General features: G+C 67.8%; 16 protein-coding genes. 12 read left to right on the top strand and 4 right to left on the bottom strand.

Features of this window, described 5'->3' with window-relative positions; genetic code table 11:
- Positions 1–54: 54 nt before the first annotated feature.
- From IEX88_RS09200 to IEX88_RS09175, 6 genes are read left to right on the top strand one after another with little or no spacing between them, the layout of a single operon-like run.
- The gene (locus IEX88_RS09200; RefSeq protein WP_188850270.1) at positions 55–3,021 is read left to right on the top strand and encodes a xanthine dehydrogenase family protein molybdopterin-binding subunit; all 2,967 of its coding nucleotides are present in this window, start codon (positions 55–57) and stop codon (positions 3,019–3,021) included.
- A complete protein-coding gene (locus IEX88_RS09195; protein WP_188850269.1) occupies positions 3,018–3,848 on the top strand; it encodes an FAD binding domain-containing protein in 831 nt (276 codons plus the stop codon). The genes IEX88_RS09200 and IEX88_RS09195 overlap by 4 nt, the downstream gene beginning before the upstream one ends.
- Positions 3,836–4,345 (top strand): (2Fe-2S)-binding protein, encoded by a 510-nt coding sequence (locus IEX88_RS09190; RefSeq protein ID WP_188850268.1) that lies wholly within the window; start codon positions 3,836–3,838, stop codon positions 4,343–4,345. The genes IEX88_RS09195 and IEX88_RS09190 overlap by 13 nt, the downstream gene beginning before the upstream one ends.
- Positions 4,338–5,861 (top strand): AMP-binding protein, encoded by a 1,524-nt coding sequence (locus tag IEX88_RS09185; protein ID WP_188850267.1) that lies wholly within the window; start codon positions 4,338–4,340, stop codon positions 5,859–5,861. The genes IEX88_RS09190 and IEX88_RS09185 overlap by 8 nt, the downstream gene beginning before the upstream one ends.
- A gap of 48 nt (positions 5,862–5,909) precedes the next feature.
- Positions 5,910–6,716: an enoyl-CoA hydratase/isomerase family protein gene (locus tag IEX88_RS09180; RefSeq protein WP_188850266.1), complete on the top strand. Its 807-nt coding sequence runs from the start codon at positions 5,910–5,912 to the stop codon at positions 6,714–6,716.
- 23 nt (positions 6,717–6,739) lie between these two features.
- Positions 6,740–7,999, top strand: coding sequence for a benzoate/H(+) symporter BenE family transporter (locus tag IEX88_RS09175; RefSeq protein ID WP_188850265.1), 1,260 nt, complete (start codon positions 6,740–6,742; stop codon positions 7,997–7,999).
- A 266-nt stretch (positions 8,000–8,265) separates the two neighbouring features.
- On the opposite strand, the gene IEX88_RS09170 is transcribed toward IEX88_RS09175, so the two are convergent.
- From IEX88_RS09170 to IEX88_RS27045, 4 genes are read right to left on the bottom strand one after another with little or no spacing between them, the layout of a single operon-like run.
- Positions 8,266–9,267 (bottom strand): metal ABC transporter substrate-binding protein, encoded by a 1,002-nt coding sequence (locus IEX88_RS09170; RefSeq protein ID WP_188850264.1) that lies wholly within the window; start codon positions 9,265–9,267, stop codon positions 8,266–8,268.
- Between the two features lie 22 nt (positions 9,268–9,289).
- Positions 9,290–10,174: a metal ABC transporter permease gene (locus IEX88_RS09165; protein ID WP_188850263.1), complete on the bottom strand. Its 885-nt coding sequence runs from the start codon at positions 10,172–10,174 to the stop codon at positions 9,290–9,292.
- Positions 10,171–10,947, bottom strand: coding sequence for a zinc ABC transporter ATP-binding protein AztA (aztA, locus tag IEX88_RS09160; RefSeq protein WP_188850262.1), 777 nt, complete (start codon positions 10,945–10,947; stop codon positions 10,171–10,173). The genes IEX88_RS09165 and aztA overlap by 4 nt, the downstream gene beginning before the upstream one ends.
- Positions 10,944–11,066 (bottom strand): hypothetical protein, encoded by a 123-nt coding sequence (locus IEX88_RS27045; RefSeq protein WP_274604583.1) that lies wholly within the window; start codon positions 11,064–11,066, stop codon positions 10,944–10,946. The genes aztA and IEX88_RS27045 overlap by 4 nt, the downstream gene beginning before the upstream one ends.
- Positions 11,067–11,291: 225 nt before the next feature.
- Between IEX88_RS27045 and IEX88_RS09155 the strand changes: the two genes are divergently transcribed.
- From IEX88_RS09155 to IEX88_RS09130, 6 genes are all read left to right on the top strand, one after another.
- Positions 11,292–12,494 (top strand): GTP-binding protein, encoded by a 1,203-nt coding sequence (locus IEX88_RS09155; protein ID WP_188850261.1) that lies wholly within the window; start codon positions 11,292–11,294, stop codon positions 12,492–12,494.
- A 1,236-nt stretch (positions 12,495–13,730) separates the two neighbouring features.
- The gene (locus IEX88_RS27190; protein WP_373289565.1) at positions 13,731–14,357 is read left to right on the top strand and encodes a metal-binding protein ZinT; all 627 of its coding nucleotides are present in this window, start codon (positions 13,731–13,733) and stop codon (positions 14,355–14,357) included.
- Positions 14,358–14,576: 219 nt separating this feature from the next.
- Positions 14,577–15,044 (top strand): Rrf2 family transcriptional regulator, encoded by a 468-nt coding sequence (locus tag IEX88_RS09145; RefSeq protein ID WP_188850259.1) that lies wholly within the window; start codon positions 14,577–14,579, stop codon positions 15,042–15,044.
- Complete coding sequence (locus IEX88_RS09140) at positions 15,034–15,930, top strand: NAD(P)/FAD-dependent oxidoreductase (RefSeq protein WP_188850258.1); 897 nt, start codon at positions 15,034–15,036, stop codon at positions 15,928–15,930. Before IEX88_RS09145 ends, IEX88_RS09140 begins: the two co-directional genes overlap by 11 nt.
- A gap of 407 nt (positions 15,931–16,337) precedes the next feature.
- Positions 16,338–17,993, top strand: coding sequence for a phosphoethanolamine transferase (locus IEX88_RS09135; protein ID WP_188850257.1), 1,656 nt, complete (start codon positions 16,338–16,340; stop codon positions 17,991–17,993).
- Complete coding sequence (locus IEX88_RS09130; RefSeq protein WP_188850256.1) at positions 17,990–18,385, top strand: diacylglycerol kinase; 396 nt, start codon at positions 17,990–17,992, stop codon at positions 18,383–18,385. The genes IEX88_RS09135 and IEX88_RS09130 overlap by 4 nt, the downstream gene beginning before the upstream one ends.
- Positions 18,386–18,446: the final 61 nt, after the last annotated feature.

The raw sequence follows: 18,446 nt of genomic DNA, 5'->3' as shown, positions 1-18,446 counted from the left end.
TTCCCCTGCGCCGCTAGGCTTTCCTCAAGTGCCGCAACGGCACAGGGAGGAAGCATGACACTGAATCCGCCGGCTGACCGCTGGGTCGGACGATCGGTGCCGCGCGTCGAGGACGCGGCCCTTTTGACCGGGCGAGGTCGATACATCGACGATCTGGCGACGCGCATCGGCACGCTGCATGCGGCCATTGTCAGATCGCCGCATGCGCACGCGACGATTGGCGCCATTGAGATCGACGAGGCCCGTGCTGCCCGCGGTGTCGTTGCGGTGCTGACGGGTGAGGACATCGCCGCGCACTCCCGCAGCATGACGGTCGGCGTGAAGGCCGATGTCGAATGCTGGCCGATCGCACGGGACCGCGTGCGCTATGTCGGCGAACCCGTTGCCCTCGTCATCGCCGAAGACCGCTATCTCGCCGAGGACGCCGCCGACCTCGTCGCGGTGTCCTATGACATCCTTCCGGCCGTCGTCGACCCGATCGCCGCGCTCGCCGATGACGCGCCGATCCTGCATCCCTCGCTCGGCGGCAACCTCATCAACGAGCGTCGCTTCTCCTATGGCAATCCGGAAGCGGCCTTTGCCGGGACGGCGCGGACCATCGGCATCGACGTCGCCTATCCCCGCAATTCCTGCACGCCGATCGAGACCTACGGCGTCATCGCCGACTATGATCCCGGCGAGGATTCCTACGACGTCACGGCGAATTTTCAGGGCCCGTTCTCGATCCATGCGGTGATCGCGCGCGCGCTCGGCGTGCCCGGCAACCGCATGCGGCTGCGCACGCCGCCCGATTCCGGCGGCAGTTTTGGCATCAAGCAGGGCGTCTTCCCCTACATCATCCTGATGGCGGTCGCCGCCCGCATCGCCGGTCGGCCGGTCAAATGGATCGAGGACCGACTGGAGCACCTCGCGGCCTCGGTCTCAGCCACCAACCGCGCCACCCGGATCGAGGCGGCGGTCGAGCCCGATGGCAAGATCACGGCGCTCCGCTGGGACCAGCTCGAGGATTGCGGCGCGCATCTGCGGGCCCCCGAGCCGGCCACGCTCTACCGCATGCATGGCAACATGACCGGCGCCTATGCGATCGCCAATGTCGCCATCCGCAATCGCATCGTCCTGACCAACAAGACGCCGACGGGCCTCAACCGCGGCTTCGGCGGACCCCAGGTCTATTTCGCGCTCGAGCGGCTGATGCAGCGGATTGCCTTCGAACTCGGCCTTGATCCGCTCGACGTCATCCGGCGAAACCTGGTGCCGAGCGGTGCCTTTCCCTACCGGACCGCGACGGGCGCCCTCCTGGATTCCGGCGATTATCCGGCGGCGCTCGCCCGCGCCGTCGAGGATGGCGGTTTCGCCGACCTCCTGCGCCGGCGCGACACCATGCGCGCCGAAGGGCGGCTCTACGGCATCGGGCTCGCCTGTGTGGTCGAGCCGAGTGTCTCCAACATGGGCTACATCACCGCCGTCCTGTCCCCCGGCGAACGGCGCAAGGCGGGACCCAAGAACGGCGCTCAGGCAACCGCAACCATCGCCATCGACCCGCTGGGCGCGGTGACGGTCAAGGTCGCCTCCGTTCCACAGGGCCAAGGGCACCGCACGGTGCTCGCTCAGGTCGTCGCCGACGAACTCGGGCTCGACCTGGCGGCGGTGCAGGTGCTCGCCGATGTCGATACGGCGCGCGATGCCTGGTCGATCGCGTCCGGCAACTATGCCAGCCGCTTCGCTCCCGCCGTGGCCGGCGCCACCCAGATCGCCGCGCGCCGGATCCGGGACAAGCTGACGGCGGTCGCCGCCGCACAGTTGAACGTGTCCGCGGACGAGGTGGTCTTTGCCGGAGGGCGCGTCGCATCCCGGTCGAACCCGGACAATTTCGTCTCCTTCGCCCGCGTCGCGGCCGCGACGCATTGGGCGCCTGGCACCCTCCCCGACGGCGTCGACCAGACGATCCGCGAAACCGTCTTCTGGACGCCGGACCAACTGACCGCCCCGGACGACGCCGACGCGGTCAATTCCTCGCTGTGCCACGGCTTCATCTTCGATTTCTGCGGCGTCGAGATCGATCGCGATACCGGCACGACGCGGATCGACCGCTACGTCACCATGCACGATTGCGGCCGGATCCTGCATCCGGCCATGGTCGAGGGCCAGGTGCGCGGCGGCTTCGCGCAGGCCGTGGGCGCCGCTCTCTACGAGGAATATGCCTATGCCCCTGACGGCAGTTTCCTGTCGGGCACGCTCGCCGACTATCTGATCCCGACCGTCATGGAGGTCCCGGAGCCGGTCATCCTCCATTACGAGAGCCCGTCGCCCTTCACCCCGCTGGGCGCCAAGGGCGTCGGCGAGGGCAACTGCATGTCCACCCCGGTCTGCATCGCCAACGCCGTCGCGGACGCGACCGGCCTTGCCGATCTCGTCCTTCCCCTCACCCCGTCCCGCCTGGCCGATCGCCTGCAGGGCGACGAAACCCCGTCGAAAGCGCCCGCGAAACCCGCGGCCGCCGTCCCTGTCGGCGGGCAGCGGCGGCTCACCGGCGAAGGCCGTGCCGAAGTAGCGGCAAGCCGGGAAACCATCTGGGCGATGCTGCTCGACCCGAAGACGCTCGAAGCGGTCATCCCTGGCGCGCACGGGGTCGAGAAGGTCTCCGACACGCATTTCCGAGCCGACGTCACGCTGGGCGTCGGGCCGGTCAAGGGCCGCTACCGCGCCGAGATCCGCCTTTCCGACCTCGACGCGCCGAACGCCGTGACGCTCTCCGGTCGAACCGAAGGTGCGCTCGGCTTCGGCGAAGGCAGCGGCCGGATCACGCTGACCGAGGCCGGGCCGGGCCGCACCGTCGTCGCCTACAGCTACGAGGCGGGGATCGGCGGCAAGGTCGCGTCCGTCGGCGGGCGTCTGCTCGACGGGGCGGCACGTGTGGTCATCGGCCAATTCTTTCGCTCGCTCGCCGCCCATGCCGGCGGCGGCGCAGAGGCCGGCGGTCTCCTGTCCAGGCTTCGCTCGCTGATCGGGAGGCGCACATGAAGCCCGCTCCATTCGATTTCGTCAGACCCGAAACCCTGGAAGAGGCGCTGTCTGCGCTGGCCGAAGCCGGCGACGAGGGGCGGGTCATCGCCGGCGGCCAGTCGCTGGTACCGATGCTGAACATGCGGCTCGCCCGGCCGAAGGTGCTGGTCGACATCATGGGTCTCGCCGACCTCGACCACATCCGGGAAGCCAAGGGCCGGATCGAGATCGGCGCCGGCGTCCGCCAGGTGACGCTCGGGCGCTGGCCGCAACTCCAGGAGAAACTGCCGCTCGTCGCGGCGGCACTGCCCTGGGTCGGCCATGCCCAGACGCGCAGTCGCGGCACGGTCTGCGGGTCGCTGGCCCATGCCGACCCCAGCGCGGAGCTGCCTTTGTCACTGCTCGTGCTCGGCGGCGAGGTTCGCCTGCGCAGCCGCAAGAAGAAGCGCACGGTCGCGGCACGCGATTTCTTCCTCGGCATGATGGCGACCGCCGTCGAGCCCGACGAGATGATCGAGGCCGTCTCGCTGCCAGTCCATGCGTCCGGCACCGGCACTGCCTTCAACGAGGTGGCACGACGGCATGGCGACTTCGCGATCGTCGCCTGCGCCGCCCTCGCCAGCCCGGACGGCAGGTATCGTCTGGCCGTCGGCGGCGTCGCGGACGTGCCGCAACTGGTCGACTTGCCCGATCCGGTATCGCCCGATTTCGACGATGCCATCAACGAGTTCGCCTGGAGCCTGAACGCTCGGGAGGATCTCCACGCCACCGCCCGCTACCGGCGCGAGCTGGTGCGGCGGATCGGCCGCACCACCATCGAGGAGGCCATACGATGCCGAGGCTGAACGCCAGCAGTCTTCACCCCGTCAGCTTCCGGCTGAACGGCCGCGATGTCACCGCGCAGGCCGAGAGCCGCATGCTGCTCTCCGATCTCCTGCGGCACGTCCTCGGCGCCACCGGAACCCATGTCGGCTGCGAGCACGGCGTCTGCGGCGCCTGCACGGTGCAGATCGACGGCGAGCCGGTTCGCGCCTGTCTGACGCTCGCCGGCCAGATCGAGGGGGCGGACGTCCGCACCGTCGAGGCGCTGGCCCCGTCTCCGGGCCGCCTGTCGGTGCTTCAGGAAGCCTTCCGCACGCACTTCGCCCTGCAGTGCGGTTTCTGCACGGCGGGGATCCTGATGTCGCTGGACGCCCTGTTCGCGCGTGAGCTCGACGCCGACGAAGACGCCATCCGCGACCAGCTCTCGGGGCACCTGTGCCGGTGTACCGGCTACGCCCCCATCGTGAAGGCAGCGCTCGCGGCAAGAACGAGCCTCAAGGAGAACCTTAGCCATGCTTGATCTGGGAACCAGCCTCATCGCCAGCGTCGAGCGCGACCCTCGCGCCTGGGCGATCGTCGATGGGCCAACGCGCTTCACCTATCGCGAATGGTACACGCGGATCTCCAGCCTCGTCGCCGGGCTCGACGCGATGGGGCTGCAGCGCGGCGACCGCGTCCTGACCCTGATGCAGAACCGCTGGGAGAACGCCACGCTTCATTGGGCCTGCCAGATGGCGGGCCTCGTGGTCACGCCGCTCAACTGGCGCGCCAAGGCGGACGAAGTCGCTCATGCGGTGACCGACAGCGAGGCACGTGCCGTGTTCTACGAAGCGGTGGCGGCGCCGGCCGTCATGGCCGCACCGGAGGCAGTGGCACTCCCCCGCATCATGGCGGGCGAGGCGACCGAGGGCGCGGCCTCGCTGTCGGCGATGCTGGAGACGAGGGCTGAGGATGCGCGTCCCCGCGCTTCGCCCGAAGACTGGTCGCTGATGCTCTATACCTCCGGCACCACGTCGCGGCCGAAGGGCGTGCCGCGCCGACACCGGGCCGAGCGGGCTGCCGCCGTCGCCCATGTCGCGCAGAACCTCTACCACCACGGCGAGCGCACGCTCGGGGTCATGCCGCTCTATCACACCATGGGCGTGCGCTCGCTGCTGGCCACGTCGCTGATCGGCGGGACCTTCGTCTGCCTGCCGCGCTTCGATGTCGCCGGGGCGCTCGACGCCATCGAGGCCGAGGGCGTGACGAACCTCTATCTCGTCCCGACACTCTACCACGACATCGTCCACCATGAATCCTTTGCCGCCGACCGGGTGAAGAGCGTGACCAAGCTCGGCTTTGCCGGCGCCTCGATGACCGACGGGCTGATGAAGAAGCTCGACGAGGCCTTCCGGCCGGCGCTGTTCGTCAACCACTACGGCTCGTCCGAAGTCTACACCTTCACCATCGACCAGAAGGCCCCGCTGAAGCCGGGATCCGCCGGCCGCGCCGGCATCAACCAGATGATCCGCGTCGTTCCGCTCGGTGCCGCCAGCACCGAGACGGTCGCCGAGCCGGGCGTCGAGGGCGAGATCATCGCGCTCCTGAAGGGCGACGAGAGCTTCGAGGGCTACTGGAAGCGGCCGGAAGCCACCGAGAAGGCCCTTCGGGACGGCTGGTACTTCACCGGCGACACCGGCTTCTTCGACGCCGACGGCGATCTGTTCGTCACCGGACGCGTCGACGACATGATCATCACCGGCGGCGAGAACGTCTCCCCGGTGGAGGTCGAGAGCTGCCTGTCGCTGCACGACAAGGTCCTGGAAGTCGCCGTCGTCGGCCTGCCCGACGAGCGCTGGGGCAAGGTGGTCACCGCCTTCGTCAAGCGCGCCGGCGCGATCACCGCGAAGGACCTCGACGACCATTGCCGCACCTCGGGCCTGGCGAATTTCCGCCGCCCGCGCGGCTACGTCTTCGTCGACAGCATCCCGAAATCCCCCGTCGGAAAGCTCCTGCGCCGCAAGCTCGTGGCCGGCGAATACGACGGCGAGACGTAGCGCCGGCTGCCCGGCGCGCCTTCAACCCCATCTGACATCGAGGACATCATGAACCAGACCGCCAGTTTTTCCGATCCCCGTCTCGCCGATCTCGACGGCTTCACCGTCACGGTCGACGCCGCCGCCGAGCGCGCCGACATCGTGCTCGACCGCCCGCCCTACAATGTCATCTCGATGGGCGCCCGCGACCAGTTGCGGCTGGTCTTCGAGGCGCTCGACGAGGATCCGCGCGTCCGGGTGATCGTCCTGTCCGGCGCGGGGAAGCATTTTTCCTCGGGCGGCAACATCAAGGGATTCATGGAGGCGAGCCCCGAGCACGTTTCCAAGCTCGCCTGGAACATCGCCGCGCCCGCCCGCTGCTCCAAGCCGGTGATCGCCGCCAACCGCGGCTACACGTTCGGTGTCGGCTTCGAGATCTCGCTCGCCTGCGACTTCCGCATCGCCTCGCAGACCTGCGAGTACGCCTTGCCGGAGCAGAAGCTTGGCCAGATTCCGGGCTCCGGCGGTTCGGCGCGGCTGCAGAAGATCGTCGGCATCACCCGCACCAAGCAGATCGTCATGCGCTCCCAGCGGATCTCGGGGCAGACCGCGGCCGACTGGGGCATTGCGACGGAATGCGTCGCCGACGCCGAGCTCGAGACCGTCGTCAGTGCCCTCGTCGAGGAACTGCGCGGCTTCTCGCCGCTCGCCCAGCGCACGGCTAAGAAGCTCCTCAACGATACCGACGACGCGCTGCTGACCACCGCCATCGAGCTGGAGGGGCTGAACTACAGCCGCCTGCGGCAATCGGAAGACTTCAAGGAAGGTGTGGAGGCCTTCCACGAAAAGCGCAAACCGGCATTCGCCGGACGCTGACATCGACTCTGGGAGGAACAACAATGGAAAAGACGGAAAGACACTGGATCGAGCCTGGGCCCGGCATCGCCGCCGGTCTGCGCGACCTGCCGAAAAGTATCAACGTCAAGACGGCGAGCGCTGGCCTCGTTGCGGCGATCTTCGGCTGCTCCGGCCCGGCCCTGATCGTGATCGGCGCGGCGGGCGCGGGCAACCTCACCAACGGCCAGACCGTGGCATGGCTGCTGGCCATCTACGGCTTCGGCGGGCTGATCAGCCTGGTCATGGCCCTTCACTACAAGATGCCCGTCACCGGCGCCTATTCGATCCCGGGGGCCGCGCTGGTCGCCGGTTCTCTCACGGTGTTCAGCTTCGACCAGGCGGTCGGCGCCTTCATCATGGCTGGCGTCATCGTCTTCGTGCTGGGCATCACAGGGCTGATCGGCCGGGTGATGCGATGGCTGCCGATGCCGATCGTCATGGCCATGATCGCCGGGGCGCTGATCCGCTTCGGCACCGGCGCCGTCACGGCGATCGGCACCTTGCCGATCGTGGTGGGAGCCACCGTGCTGGCCTTCTTCCTGTCGATGCGCCTGACCCGGGTCGTGCCACCGGTGCTCTCGGCACTGATCGTCGGGTTGATCGCGGTTTGGGCGACAGGCTCCTTCGGCACGGCAGAGGCCGGCATCAGCTTCGTCATGCCGGAATTCACCGCTCCCCGGTTTACGCTCGACGCCTTCCTCGCCATCGCCTTGCCCCTGGCGATCCTCGTGGTCGGTGCCGAAAACGCGCAGGCCATAGGCGTGTTGCAGGCCGAGAGCTACCGGCCGCCGATCAATGCGATGACGGTCATCTCCGGCGTCGGCGGCGTTCTTGCGGGCCTTCTCGGGGGGCATAACGCCAATATCGCAGGTCCCATGACGGCCATCTGCTCGTCCGACCAGGCGGGCGAGGACAAGCAGGGCCGCTACGCGGCGACGGTGGTCAACGGCCTGCTGTTCGCGGCCTTCGGCATCTTCGCCGGCCTGCTGGTCCCGCTGATCCTGATGCTGCCAGCGCCCCTCATCGGCGCCGTCGCCGGTCTGGCAATGATCAACGTCCTCTTGATGGCCTTCCAGTCAGCCTTCACGAGGAATGCCGGCTACCAGATCGGCGCCTTCGTGGCCCTGGTCGTCGCGATGTCGAACATCTCGATCCTCGGCATCAGCGCCCCGTTCTGGGCGCTTGTCGCCGGTGCCGTCGTTTCGATGCTGGTGGAGCGCCCGTCTGTCGTCCGCGAGCAGGCGACTCCCCAGACCGCCTGAAACAGCGTCGTCCGCGTTGAAATCCGAAGGCCCGCTTCCCCGATGGAGGCGGGCCTTCATCGGCGGTGCATGGTCATCCCGTGGATCGTCTCGCTCACGCACGGCGCCAGCGGCGGCTCGTCGGCGTCGCCATCGCCCCCTTCCGGACGCAACGGCGACCGGTTCGGGAGGTCCTGGAGTCACGACGCCCCTGCATGATGATCGTCCCTGCCTCCTGCCTGGGTGGCGTCGCGGAGCGGCTTTGAGCCGCCCCGTGACGGGATGGGTCAGCTCGTCTTCAGCGCCTTGACGATCTGCTCGATGTTGTTCTGGAACATGCCGAGATAGGTCGCGGCCGGGCCGTCCGGTCCCGACAGGGCGTCGGAGTAGAGGGTGCCGCCGATCCTGGCGTCGGTCTCGGCGACGATCCGCTCCACCAGGCGCGGGTCGCTGATGTTCTCGACGAAGACGGCGGTGATCTTCTCCGCCTTGATCTGGTCGATGATCTTGGCGACGTCGGCCGCCGACGCCTCGCTCTCCGTCGACACGCCTTCGGGCGCGATGAAGTCGACGTGATAGGCCCTGGCGAAGTAGCCGAAGGCGTCGTGCGAGGTGACGACCTTGCGGTGATCCTCGGGAACGGCGGCGAGTTCCGACTTCACGCGCGCGTCCATCGCCTTGATCTCCGCGATGTAGGCGTCGCCCTTGGCCTTGTAGTCGGCGGCGTTCTCGGGATCGGCCTCGGACAGGCCCTTCACGATGTTCTGGGCATAGACGACGCCGTTGGAGAGGTTCTGCCAGGCATGCGGGTCGTTGACGCCGTGGTCGTGACCCTCGTGCCCGACCTCGGCCGCCTCGTGCTGATGCTCCTCGGCGGACGCCTCGTGCGCGTGGCCTTCGTGGCTCTCGCCGGCGGCATGGTCGTGACCCTCTTCGGCGAAGGGGATCGGCTCCAGCCCGGTGGTGGCGACCACCTCCGTGCCCTTGAAGCCGGCGGTGTCGACGAGACGCGGCAGCCAGCCCTCGAACTGGAAACCGTTGACGACGAGGAGCTTTGCGTCGCCCACGGCGCGCGCGTCGGAGGGCGTCGGCTCATAGACATGGGCGTCGCCGTCCGGGCCGACGAGCGTCGTCAGGGCCACGTGGTCGCCGCCGATCTCCTTGACCATGTCGGCGAGGATCGAGAACGAGGCGACCACCTTGATCGGCTCCTCGGCCTGCGCCGGCGACAGGCTGGCGAGCATCGAGCTGGAGAGCGCGAGGGCCAGAAACGTCTTCGAGATACGCATCGGTTATTCCTTTCATGGGGTGTCAGTGGTGGAAGTGCGGACGGCGCACGGTGCGCGCCGCGACGCTGTCGAAGCGGCCGAACAGGACCGAGACGGCATAGGCGGCGCTGGCCGAGAGGATGATCGCGGGCGAAGCCGGCAGGTCCTGGTGGTAGGAGACGAGCAGTCCAGCGATCGAGGCGCCGAGCCCGATGGTGGCGGACACTAGCATCTGCCCGGGAACCGTCTCGGCCCAGAAGCGCGAGGAGGTCGCGGGCAGCATCATGATGCCGACGACCATCAGCGTTCCCAAGGCCTGGAAGCCGCCGACGAGATTGAGCACGACCAGCGTCACGAACAGCATGTGGATCACGCCCCCGCCGCCGCCGACCGAGCGAAGGAAGCCGGGATCGAGGCATTCGGCGATCAGCGGCCGGTAAAGGACCGCCAATGCGACGAGGGTGATGGTGGAGATCGACGCCATCAGCAGCACGGCCGGATCGTTCAGCGCGAGCACGGTGCCGAAGAGGACGTGGAGGAGGTCGATGTTCGAGCCGTGCACCGAGACGAGGAGGACGCCGAGCCCGAGCGAGGACAGGTAGAAGGCGGCAAAGCTCGCATCCTCGCGCAGCGGCGTGAAGCGCGAGACGAGGCCGGCCAGCACGGCGACGGCAAGGCCCGTCGCCATGCCGCCGACGGTCATGGCGAAGAGCGAGAAACCCGCCATCAGGAAGCCGACCGCCGCGCCCGGCAGGATCGCATGGCTCATCGCGTCGCCGACGAGGCTCATCCGGCGCAGCACCAGGAGAACGCCGAGCGGACAGGCGCCGAAGGCGAGCGACAGGCACCCGGCCAGCGCCCGGCGCATGAAGCCATAGGACACGAAGGGCGAGACGGTGAGGTCGTAGATGGAGTGGAGAAGCGTCATGCGGCGCTCCGCTCGAACGCACGGCCGCGCGGCGCCGCGAAGCGCGGATCCTCGGCCCAGGCCTCGCTGAGATTGCGGGCCTCGCGCAGCCGCTCGGGCGAGAGCACCTCTCCCGTCTCTCCCCAGCCAACGAGTTCGCGCGCGATCAGCAGCGTCTCGGGAAAATGCTCGCGCACCAGATCCATGTCGTGCAGGACCGCGATGACGGTGCGCCCCTCCCCGTGCCAGCGGCGGACGACGGCGAGAAGGTCCATCACCGTACGGGTGTCGATGGCGGTGAAAGGCTCGTCGAGGAGAAGCAGCCGCGAATCCTGGACCAGGACGCGGGCGAAGAGCGCGCGCTGGAGCTGACCGCCCGACAGCGTGCCGATGGTGCGGCTCTCGAAGCCGCCGAGCCCGACGCTCTCGATCGCCTCGAAGACGCGCGCCAGCGCCCGGCCTCCGATGCGGCCGAAAGCCCCCGCCTCGCGCCAGGCGCCGAGCGAGACGAGATCGGCGACGGTCACCGGAAAGGTCCGGTCGAGTTCGCTCGCCTGGGGGAGATAGGCGATGTCGCGGCGCCGGATGCCGTCCAGATGGATCCGGCCTTCCGCCGCCGGCAGAAGTCCCATGATCGCCTTCAGGAGCGTCGACTTGCCCGCGCCGTTGGGTCCGACGATCGCCGTCAGCGAATTCGGGGCGAAAGCGCCCGAGACGTGGTGGACGGCCGGATGGCGCCGATAGGCCACCGTCAGATCCTCCAGCCGGACAGCGGGCGTCGCGGACAGCGTCACGCGAAGACGTCCAGCGCGAAGGCGACGAAGAGCCAGAGCACGGCGATGGGGGCGGCGACGAAGCCCAGGCGCTGGAGAGCCGATCCCCGAAGCGCCGATGGCCGAAGCTGGTGTGACATCAAGATGGTATCCCGGTTCCGATCGCTGGCGGGGTCGTGAGACAGGGCGCGGATCGGGCCGCCTCACGACGCCTTGCTTTCCGCCGTGCAGCGATCCACGGCATGGCGTATGTTATAAAATAACAAAACCCGAAAGCAAGCCCCTCGACTCGAAAGATCGGGGCTTGTGCTTGTTATAGAATAACATTACGAAACTCAGGACTTTGTCGAGCCCCGGAGACCCCCATGCGCAAGCTGCCCGTCACCGTCCTGTCCGGCTTCCTCGGAGCCGGGAAGACCACCCTTCTCAACCACGTCTTGACCAACCGCGACGGCCTGCGCGTCGCCGTCATCGTCAACGACATGAGCGAGGTGAACATCGACGCCACGCTCGTGCGGGACGGCGGCGCGGACCTGTCGCGCACCGACGAGCGGCTGGTCGAAATGACCAATGGCTGCATCTGCTGCACCCTGCGCGACGATCTCCTCGCCGAGGTCCGGCGCCTCGCCGAGGAGGACCGCTTCGACCACCTCCTGATCGAGTCCACCGGAATCTCCGAGCCGCTGCCGGTGGCGGCGACCTTCGAATTCCGGGACGAAGCGGGCGAGAGCCTGTCGGACGTCGCCCGGCTGGACACCATGGTGACGGTGGTCGACGCCGCCCATCTCCTCAAGGACTATGCGTCCGCCGACTTCCTGCGCGACCGCGGCGAGACGGCGGGCGACGGGGACACGCGCAGGCAGGTCGATCTCCTGGTCGAGCAGATCGAGTTCGCCGACGTCGTCGTCCTCAACAAGGTCTCCTCGGCCAGCCCCGGCCAAAGGGACGCGGCGCGAAAGATCATCCGCGCCCTCAACCTCGACGCCCGCATCGTGGAAGTCGACTTCGGCGCCGTGCCGCTCGGCGACATCCTCGGCACCGGCCTCTTCGACTTCGAGCGCGCGCACGAGCACCCGCTCTGGGTCCGCGAGCTGAACGGCTTTGCCGATCACGTGCCGGAAGCCGAGGAATACGGCATCCGCTCCTTCGTCTACCGGGCGCGGGCGCCTTTCGATCCCGCGCGCTTCCAGGCCTTCGTCACCCAGTCCTGGCCCGGCGTCATCCGCGCCAAGGGCTTCTTCTGGCTGGCGACGCGGCCGGACCATGTCGGCGAGATCGCGCAGGCCGGAGCGCTGGTGAAGACGAAGAAGCGCGGCCTCTGGTGGGCCTCGGTTCCCTCAGCGCAATGGCCGGACACGCCGGACTGGCAGCGGCTGATGGCGCCTGTCCTCGACCCCGTCTGGGGCGACCGGCGCCAGGAGATCGTCTTCATCGGCACCGACCCGATGGACGAGGCTGCGATGCGCGCCCGCCTCGACGCCTGCCTCGTCGATGCCGACGCCTTCACGCCGAGTGCCTGGCGCGCACTCCCCGATCCCTTCCCGACCTGGTCCCGCCAGGCCGCCTGATCTTCCCACCGGCGCCGAGCGTCCGAGCTCCCGCCCCTTCACCAGCCACTCATGGAGAAAACAATGCGGCGAACACTGGCCTGTGCGACAGGCATCTCACTCATCCTGGCGGCCACCGCCATGGCACAGGAGGCCGACCGCGACGACGCCACGCTTTACCGCGTGTTCGTCGGCGATCACGCCGATCCCAAGATCACCGCGTTCGACCTCAGCGCGCCGGACAAGCGTTGGACGTTCGAGACGACAGGGCAAAGCAAGCTCTACGGCGTCGATGACGGTGCCGCCGTCGTGGCCGTGCAGTCCGACAATGATGTGGTGCACTTCTTCCGGAGCGGCATCGTCCTCGATTCCCATGGCGACCATTCCGACATCGCCATCGCCGATCCGGTGGCGCTGGAAAACCCGCTGACGGGACCGCGCCCCTTCCACGTGATCGATCACGCCGGCAAGGTGGTGATCAACTTCGACCGGGGCGGCTACGCCGAGATCGTCGACGCGCACGACCTCGCAGCGGGCAAGGTCGAGGCCGAACGCCTTCCCCAGGCGCGGGCCCATCACGGCTACGCTGCCCCGATCGGCAAAGCCTGGGTGACGAGCGTCGCCTCCAACGCGCCTGTCGACGGCGATGCAGCACCCCAGCGTCTCGGCCTGCAACAGGTGAAGGCGGACGGCACGCCCGTTGGCGCGGTCGCGACCTGCACCGGCATCCACGGCGAGGCGTTCTCCGGCGCTTACCTCGCGACCGGCTGCGAGGAGGGCATCCTCACCGTCGCCGCAGGCGCCGACGGCCCGTCGTTCAAGATGCTGCCCTACCCGGCGGACCTGCCGGCGGGAGAGACCACGGGAACCCTCCTCGGCTCCAAGAGCCTGCAGGTATTTCTCGGCAACTACGGCGACAAGGGCCTGGTCGTCGTCGATCCCGCCGACGAACCCCACTTCCAACACATCGAGCTGCCCTTCCGCCGCATCGACTTCGTCCTCGATCCGGCCAATGCCCGCTTCGGCTACGTGCTGACCGAGGACGGCACGCTTCACCAGATCGACGTCCTCCACGGCAAGGTCGCCCAGAGCGCCCGGGTGACCGAGCCCTACTCCATGGACGGCCACTGGAACGACCCACGGCCGCGGCTGGCCATGGCCGGGAACGAGGTGGTCATGAGCGATCCGAAGGCAGGAATGGTCCGCCGCATCGCCAAGGACACGCTGGAGGGAGCCGGGACGATCCCCGTCGAGGGCATGCCCTACAACATTGCCGTCGCCGGGGGCAGCGGCGTCGTTCATGAGGGCGACGGCCACGATCATGCGGCTCACGCTCACAGCCACGGCGACCCGAAGATCTATGCGGGCTATTTCGAGGACAGCCAGATCCAGGACCGCCCGCTGTCGGACTACGCCGGCGACTGGCAGTCGCTGTATCCCTATCTCCAGGACGGCACGCTGGATCCGGTCTGGGCGCACAAGGCCGAGAGCGGCACGATGAGTGCCGACGGGGTCAAGGCGGAGTATGAGACCGGCTATCGCACCGATGTCGAGCGCATCACGATCGAGGGTGACGTCGTGACCTTCTACCGGGACGGCAAGCCGGTGAAGGGGACCTATGCCGACGACGGCCGCGAGACCCTGACCTACAAGAAGGGCAATCGCGGCGTCCGCTTCATCTTCAAGAAGACGGACGGCGACGCCGAGGCACCGCAGTTCATCCAGTTCAGCGATCACGGGATCGCGCCGGCCAAGGCCGACCACTACCACCTCTATTGGGGCGACGACCGTGCCGCTCTCCTGGAGGAGGTCACGAACTGGCCGACTTACTACCCGTCGTCGCTGAACGCGAAAGAGATTGTCAGCGAGATGCTGGCGCACTGATTTAGCATCGCCTGAATCGAGCGCCCGGCCTCTGAGGTCGGGCGTTCTTCGTTGGGGGCGCCCGCGAAGAAGGCCGGTGAATTGATGCCGACGGACAGGGACCTCAGCGCCGAAACTCCAGGGGTCGTCAGGTTCCGGCGGCTCCTGAGCCGACATCAATGAGACGACAAATCATGTCGCGCCTTGACTCGGCCCCCTTCATGCAACATATGAAGTTTCATGAAAAGAGACAGCCGATTGTCGGGCGTTCTGCACGTCCTCCTGCACATGGCCGAGGTGGAGGGCCCCCTCACCTCCGAGCAGCTCGCCGCGGCGATGCAGACCAACCCGGTGGTCATCCGCCGGATCCTGGCGGGCCTTCGCGACGACGGACTCGTCCGTTCGGAAAAGGGGCACGGCGGCGGCTGGACGATCGCGCGCGATCTCTCGACCGTGACGCTGCGCGACGTCTACGCGGCGATCGGCTCGCCCGGCATTTTCGCCATGGGCAACCGCACGGAGGCGCCGGGCTGTCTCGTCGAGGAAGCGGTGAACGCGGCCATGGACGATGCCTTCGCCGAAGCGGAAAGCCTGCTTCTGCGGCGTCTCGGGGCGGTAACGCTCGCCGCGCTCAGTGCCGACTTTCATGCGCGCCTGGCCCAGCGCACCAGCCATTGCGACTTCAAGGACGAAACCCATGCAGTATGACGCGATCGTCGTCGGCGGCAGCTTTGCGGGCCTCTCCGCCGCCACCTACATCGCCCGCGGCCGAAGAGCCGTCGCGGTGATCGATGCGGGCGCGCCGCGCAACCGTTTCGCCGCCCATTCCCACGGATTTCTGGCGCAGGACGGGTCCGAGCCGCGCGCCATCCTGTCCGCCGCCCGCGCGCAGCTCGGCGCCTATGCCGAAGTCTCGTTCCTCGACGCGACGGCGATCGACGCTCGCGCGGTCGAGGGCGGCTTCGCCGTCGTCCTCGCCGATGGCGAAACCCTGGAGGCGCGAAAGCTCGTGCTCGCTTTCGGCCTTTCCGACGTCCTGCCGGAGATTCCCGGCCTGCGCGAGCGCTGGGGCCGCAGCGTGCTGCACTGCCCCTACTGCCACGGCTATGAATTTTCCGGGCAGCGCTTGGGCGTGCTGCACACCGCGCCGCATTCCGCGCACCAGGCGATGCTGATCGCCGAATGGGGACCGACGACCCTGTTCCTGAACAGCAAGGAATCTCCGGACGAGGCGACGCGGGAGGAACTGCTGCGACGGGGCGTCTCGATCGAGCCGGCCCCCGTGCTCGCTCTGGAGGGCGATGACGGCGCGCCCGTCCGCCTCACCCTCGGGGACGGTCGGCACCAGGCTCTCGACGCCCTATACATCGCCGCGCCGACGCGGCTGAACAGCGCTCTGGCGGAAAAACTCGGCTGCGCCATCGACGACGGGCCGCTCGGGCCGATCATCCGGACCGACGCCGACAAGATGACGACGGTGCCCGGTGTCTACGCCGCCGGCGACATCGCCCGCGCCCCGCACAGCGCGACCTGGGCCGCCAGCGACGGCATCACCGCCGGCGTGGCACTCCACCGCTCGCTGGTGTTCGGCTGAGGCCGGCAACGGCGAATTCACGCGCCGCCTCCTGCACGATGCGGACATCGGATACGACATGCGGATCCTCAGAGTCGGATGCGGCCACATAGAACATGGCCCTCATCGCGCCCGACGCGGGCGGGTCCGGGTCGCGGGGTTGGACCTCTTTGCCGCCAGTGCTCACGAGAGGTTCTCTGTCCGGGCTCCGGCATCTGCGGAAGCGGTTCCCGCGGTGATCGATCCAGTTTGGCCTTGTTCCCGCCGAGACGCCTGCCAGCGATCTTCCCGCGATCTGCGCCTATACCGATCCGTATAGAGACGGCCACGTCGATGACCGGCGGCCCTGCTAGGCAAGGCGAACCAAGGTTGGCTGACCTTCCCGCACGGTGCTGGGAAGTGGCGACGCGCGTTCGGATCATCTCCTCATGCCTTTTCGCAGACCCGCCATCGGCAGTGTGACACTCGCGATCGTCACATCGGCCTTCCTGCTTCTCACCACCAACGCGGCATTCTGGCGAAAGGGCATGGCCTACTTCGCCGGTCACGAGACGCAATTGGTGGCGCTCGGGTTCGCCATCTTCCTTTTGTCCGTCGCGATACTGACCGCGATCTCCGTCAAATACCTGATCAAGCCGGCCTTCATCCTTCTCGTGCTGATCTCTGCCGTGGCCTCCTACTTCACCGATACCTTCGGCATCACGATCGATCGCGACATGATCCGGAATGCGGTCGTGACGACGAGCAACGAGGCGAGACAGCTCCTGACGCCTGATCTTGCCCTGCATCTCCTGCTGTTCGGCCTGATTCCGTCGGCCGCCATCGGCTTCGTCAGGGTCGTCCATCGGCCATTCGGCCAGAAGTTTTGGCGCAATTGCGCAGTCATCATGCCTAGTCTCATCGCCGTGGTCGCCATCCTCGCCTGGAACTACGCCACCTTCTCCTCGACCTTTCGGGAGCGCGGGGACTTGATGGCGAGCCTCAATCCCGCAGCGCCCATCGTCGGGGCGGTGAAGTACGCGGGAAGCCTGATCGAGGAGCGCGACGTGGTGGTCCAGCCCTATGGCGTGGATGCCCGGCAAGGCGGCCGCTTCGCCGCCTCGCGGCCCGCCTTGACGGTGATCGTCGTCGGCGAAACGGCCCGGGCCCAGAACTACAGCCTGAACGGCTACGCCCGCGAGACCAACCCGGCGATGAAGGCACAGGAAGCCCTGAACTTCCGTCAGGTCTCGAGCTGCGGAACGGCCACTGCGGTCTCGCTTCCCTGCATGTTCTCCGGCTATCGCAGAACCGACTATTCCAACGCGAAGGGACTGTCCCGGGAGAACCTTCTCGACGTCCTGACCCATGCCGGCCTCCGGGTCGACTGGTTCGACAACAATACGGGCAGCAAGGGCGTCGCGGACCGGGTCGCCCACGAAGCCCTTCAAGCCAGGCCGGACCCCGTCAACTGCCGCGAGGGCGACTGCTGGGACCAGGTCGTCGTCGAACGGCTGAAGTCGTATCTGTCGAGCGCACCCGTCGGCAATGCCGTCGTCGTGCTGCATCTGGAAGGCAGTCACGGACCGGCCTACTACCAGCGCATTCCCCCGGCCTTCGCCCGCTTCCAGCCGGCTTGCGCCACGGCGCAGTTCGGCGACTGCAGTCAGGCGGAGATCGTCGCGGCCTACGACAACACGATCCTGTACACCGACCACATCCTGTCCGAGATCGTCGACCTCCTGAAAGCAAAGGGCCCCGCCCTCTCGACGGCGATGGTCTACATGTCCGACCACGGCGAGTCGCTCGGCGAGAACGGTCTCTACCTGCATGCCGCGCCCTATTTCATCGCGCCCGACACCCAGACGCATGTGCCCTTCCTGGCGTGGCTCTCCGATGGCTATCTGAAGGCCAACGACCTCGACTCTGCCTGCCTCCGGGGCGAGGCGGACCGCCCGCTCTCGCACGACAATCTTTTCCACACCGTGCTCGGAATGACCGACGTGAAGACGGCAGCCTACGACGCAGAGCTCGACGCATTCCAAGCGTGCCGGCACGATCCCGGTGCGGTCGCGGCCGCGCCGGCCGGCGAGGTGCGGTCATGACGGACGAGCCTCTGGCTTCGGCCAGCAAGCCACCGCGGACCCGTGGATGGGTTCATGCGGTCTCGGCGACCGCCTATTCTCTGGCCGGCTTCCGTCGGCTGCTCGGTGAGGCGGCCTTCCGTCAGGAAATGGCGCTCGCGGCCGCCGTCTTCGGCCTGTTCGCCGTCGTCGGCGCGCCGCTGGCGAGTTTTGGGATCCAGGCGATCCTGTTCCTCGTGCTGATGGCGGTGGAGGCGCTGAACACCGCGATCGAGGTGCTGGTCGACAGGATCTCGCCCGGTTTTGCGCGCTTCGCGCAGGAGGCCAAGGATCTCGGCTCGCTGGCCGTCTTCTGCCTCGTCCTCGCGAATGGCGGGTTTGCCCTCTTCGTCGTCTGGCACGGTTGGGCGTAACCGCCCCCTCGACCCTCTCTGCCTCATGGCCATGTCCCGGCAACGGTTGCGGCGGCACGCT

It is taken from the genome of Aureimonas glaciei (assembly GCF_014643375.1).
Classification (GTDB): Bacteria; Pseudomonadota; Alphaproteobacteria; order Rhizobiales; family Rhizobiaceae; genus Plantimonas; species Plantimonas glaciei.
This window is presented reverse-complemented; position numbering and strand designations above follow the sequence as displayed.

Coding starts and splice junctions, on each gene's coding strand:
- IEX88_RS09190 (WP_188850268.1), top strand. CDS start 3,836: ATGCCGAGGCTGAACGCCAGCAGTCTTCACCCCGTCAGCTTCCGGCTG.
- IEX88_RS09170 (WP_188850264.1), bottom strand. CDS start 9,267: ATGCGTATCTCGAAGACGTTTCTGGCCCTCGCGCTCTCCAGCTCGATG.
- IEX88_RS09135 (WP_188850257.1), top strand. CDS start 16,338: ATGCCTTTTCGCAGACCCGCCATCGGCAGTGTGACACTCGCGATCGTC.
- IEX88_RS09155 (WP_188850261.1), top strand. CDS start 11,292: ATGCGCAAGCTGCCCGTCACCGTCCTGTCCGGCTTCCTCGGAGCCGGG.
- IEX88_RS09180 (WP_188850266.1), top strand. CDS start 5,910: ATGAACCAGACCGCCAGTTTTTCCGATCCCCGTCTCGCCGATCTCGAC.
- IEX88_RS09175 (WP_188850265.1), top strand. CDS start 6,740: ATGGAAAAGACGGAAAGACACTGGATCGAGCCTGGGCCCGGCATCGCC.
- IEX88_RS09130 (WP_188850256.1), top strand. CDS start 17,990: ATGACGGACGAGCCTCTGGCTTCGGCCAGCAAGCCACCGCGGACCCGT.
- IEX88_RS27190 (WP_373289565.1), top strand. CDS start 13,731: ATGCCCTACAACATTGCCGTCGCCGGGGGCAGCGGCGTCGTTCATGAG.
- IEX88_RS09145 (WP_188850259.1), top strand. CDS start 14,577: ATGAAAAGAGACAGCCGATTGTCGGGCGTTCTGCACGTCCTCCTGCAC.
- IEX88_RS09165 (WP_188850263.1), bottom strand. CDS start 10,174: ATGACGCTTCTCCACTCCATCTACGACCTCACCGTCTCGCCCTTCGTG.
- IEX88_RS27045 (WP_274604583.1), bottom strand. CDS start 11,066: ATGTCACACCAGCTTCGGCCATCGGCGCTTCGGGGATCGGCTCTCCAG.
- IEX88_RS09140 (WP_188850258.1), top strand. CDS start 15,034: ATGCAGTATGACGCGATCGTCGTCGGCGGCAGCTTTGCGGGCCTCTCC.
- IEX88_RS09195 (WP_188850269.1), top strand. CDS start 3,018: ATGAAGCCCGCTCCATTCGATTTCGTCAGACCCGAAACCCTGGAAGAG.
- IEX88_RS09200 (WP_188850270.1), top strand. CDS start 55: ATGACACTGAATCCGCCGGCTGACCGCTGGGTCGGACGATCGGTGCCG.
- IEX88_RS09185 (WP_188850267.1), top strand. CDS start 4,338: ATGCTTGATCTGGGAACCAGCCTCATCGCCAGCGTCGAGCGCGACCCT.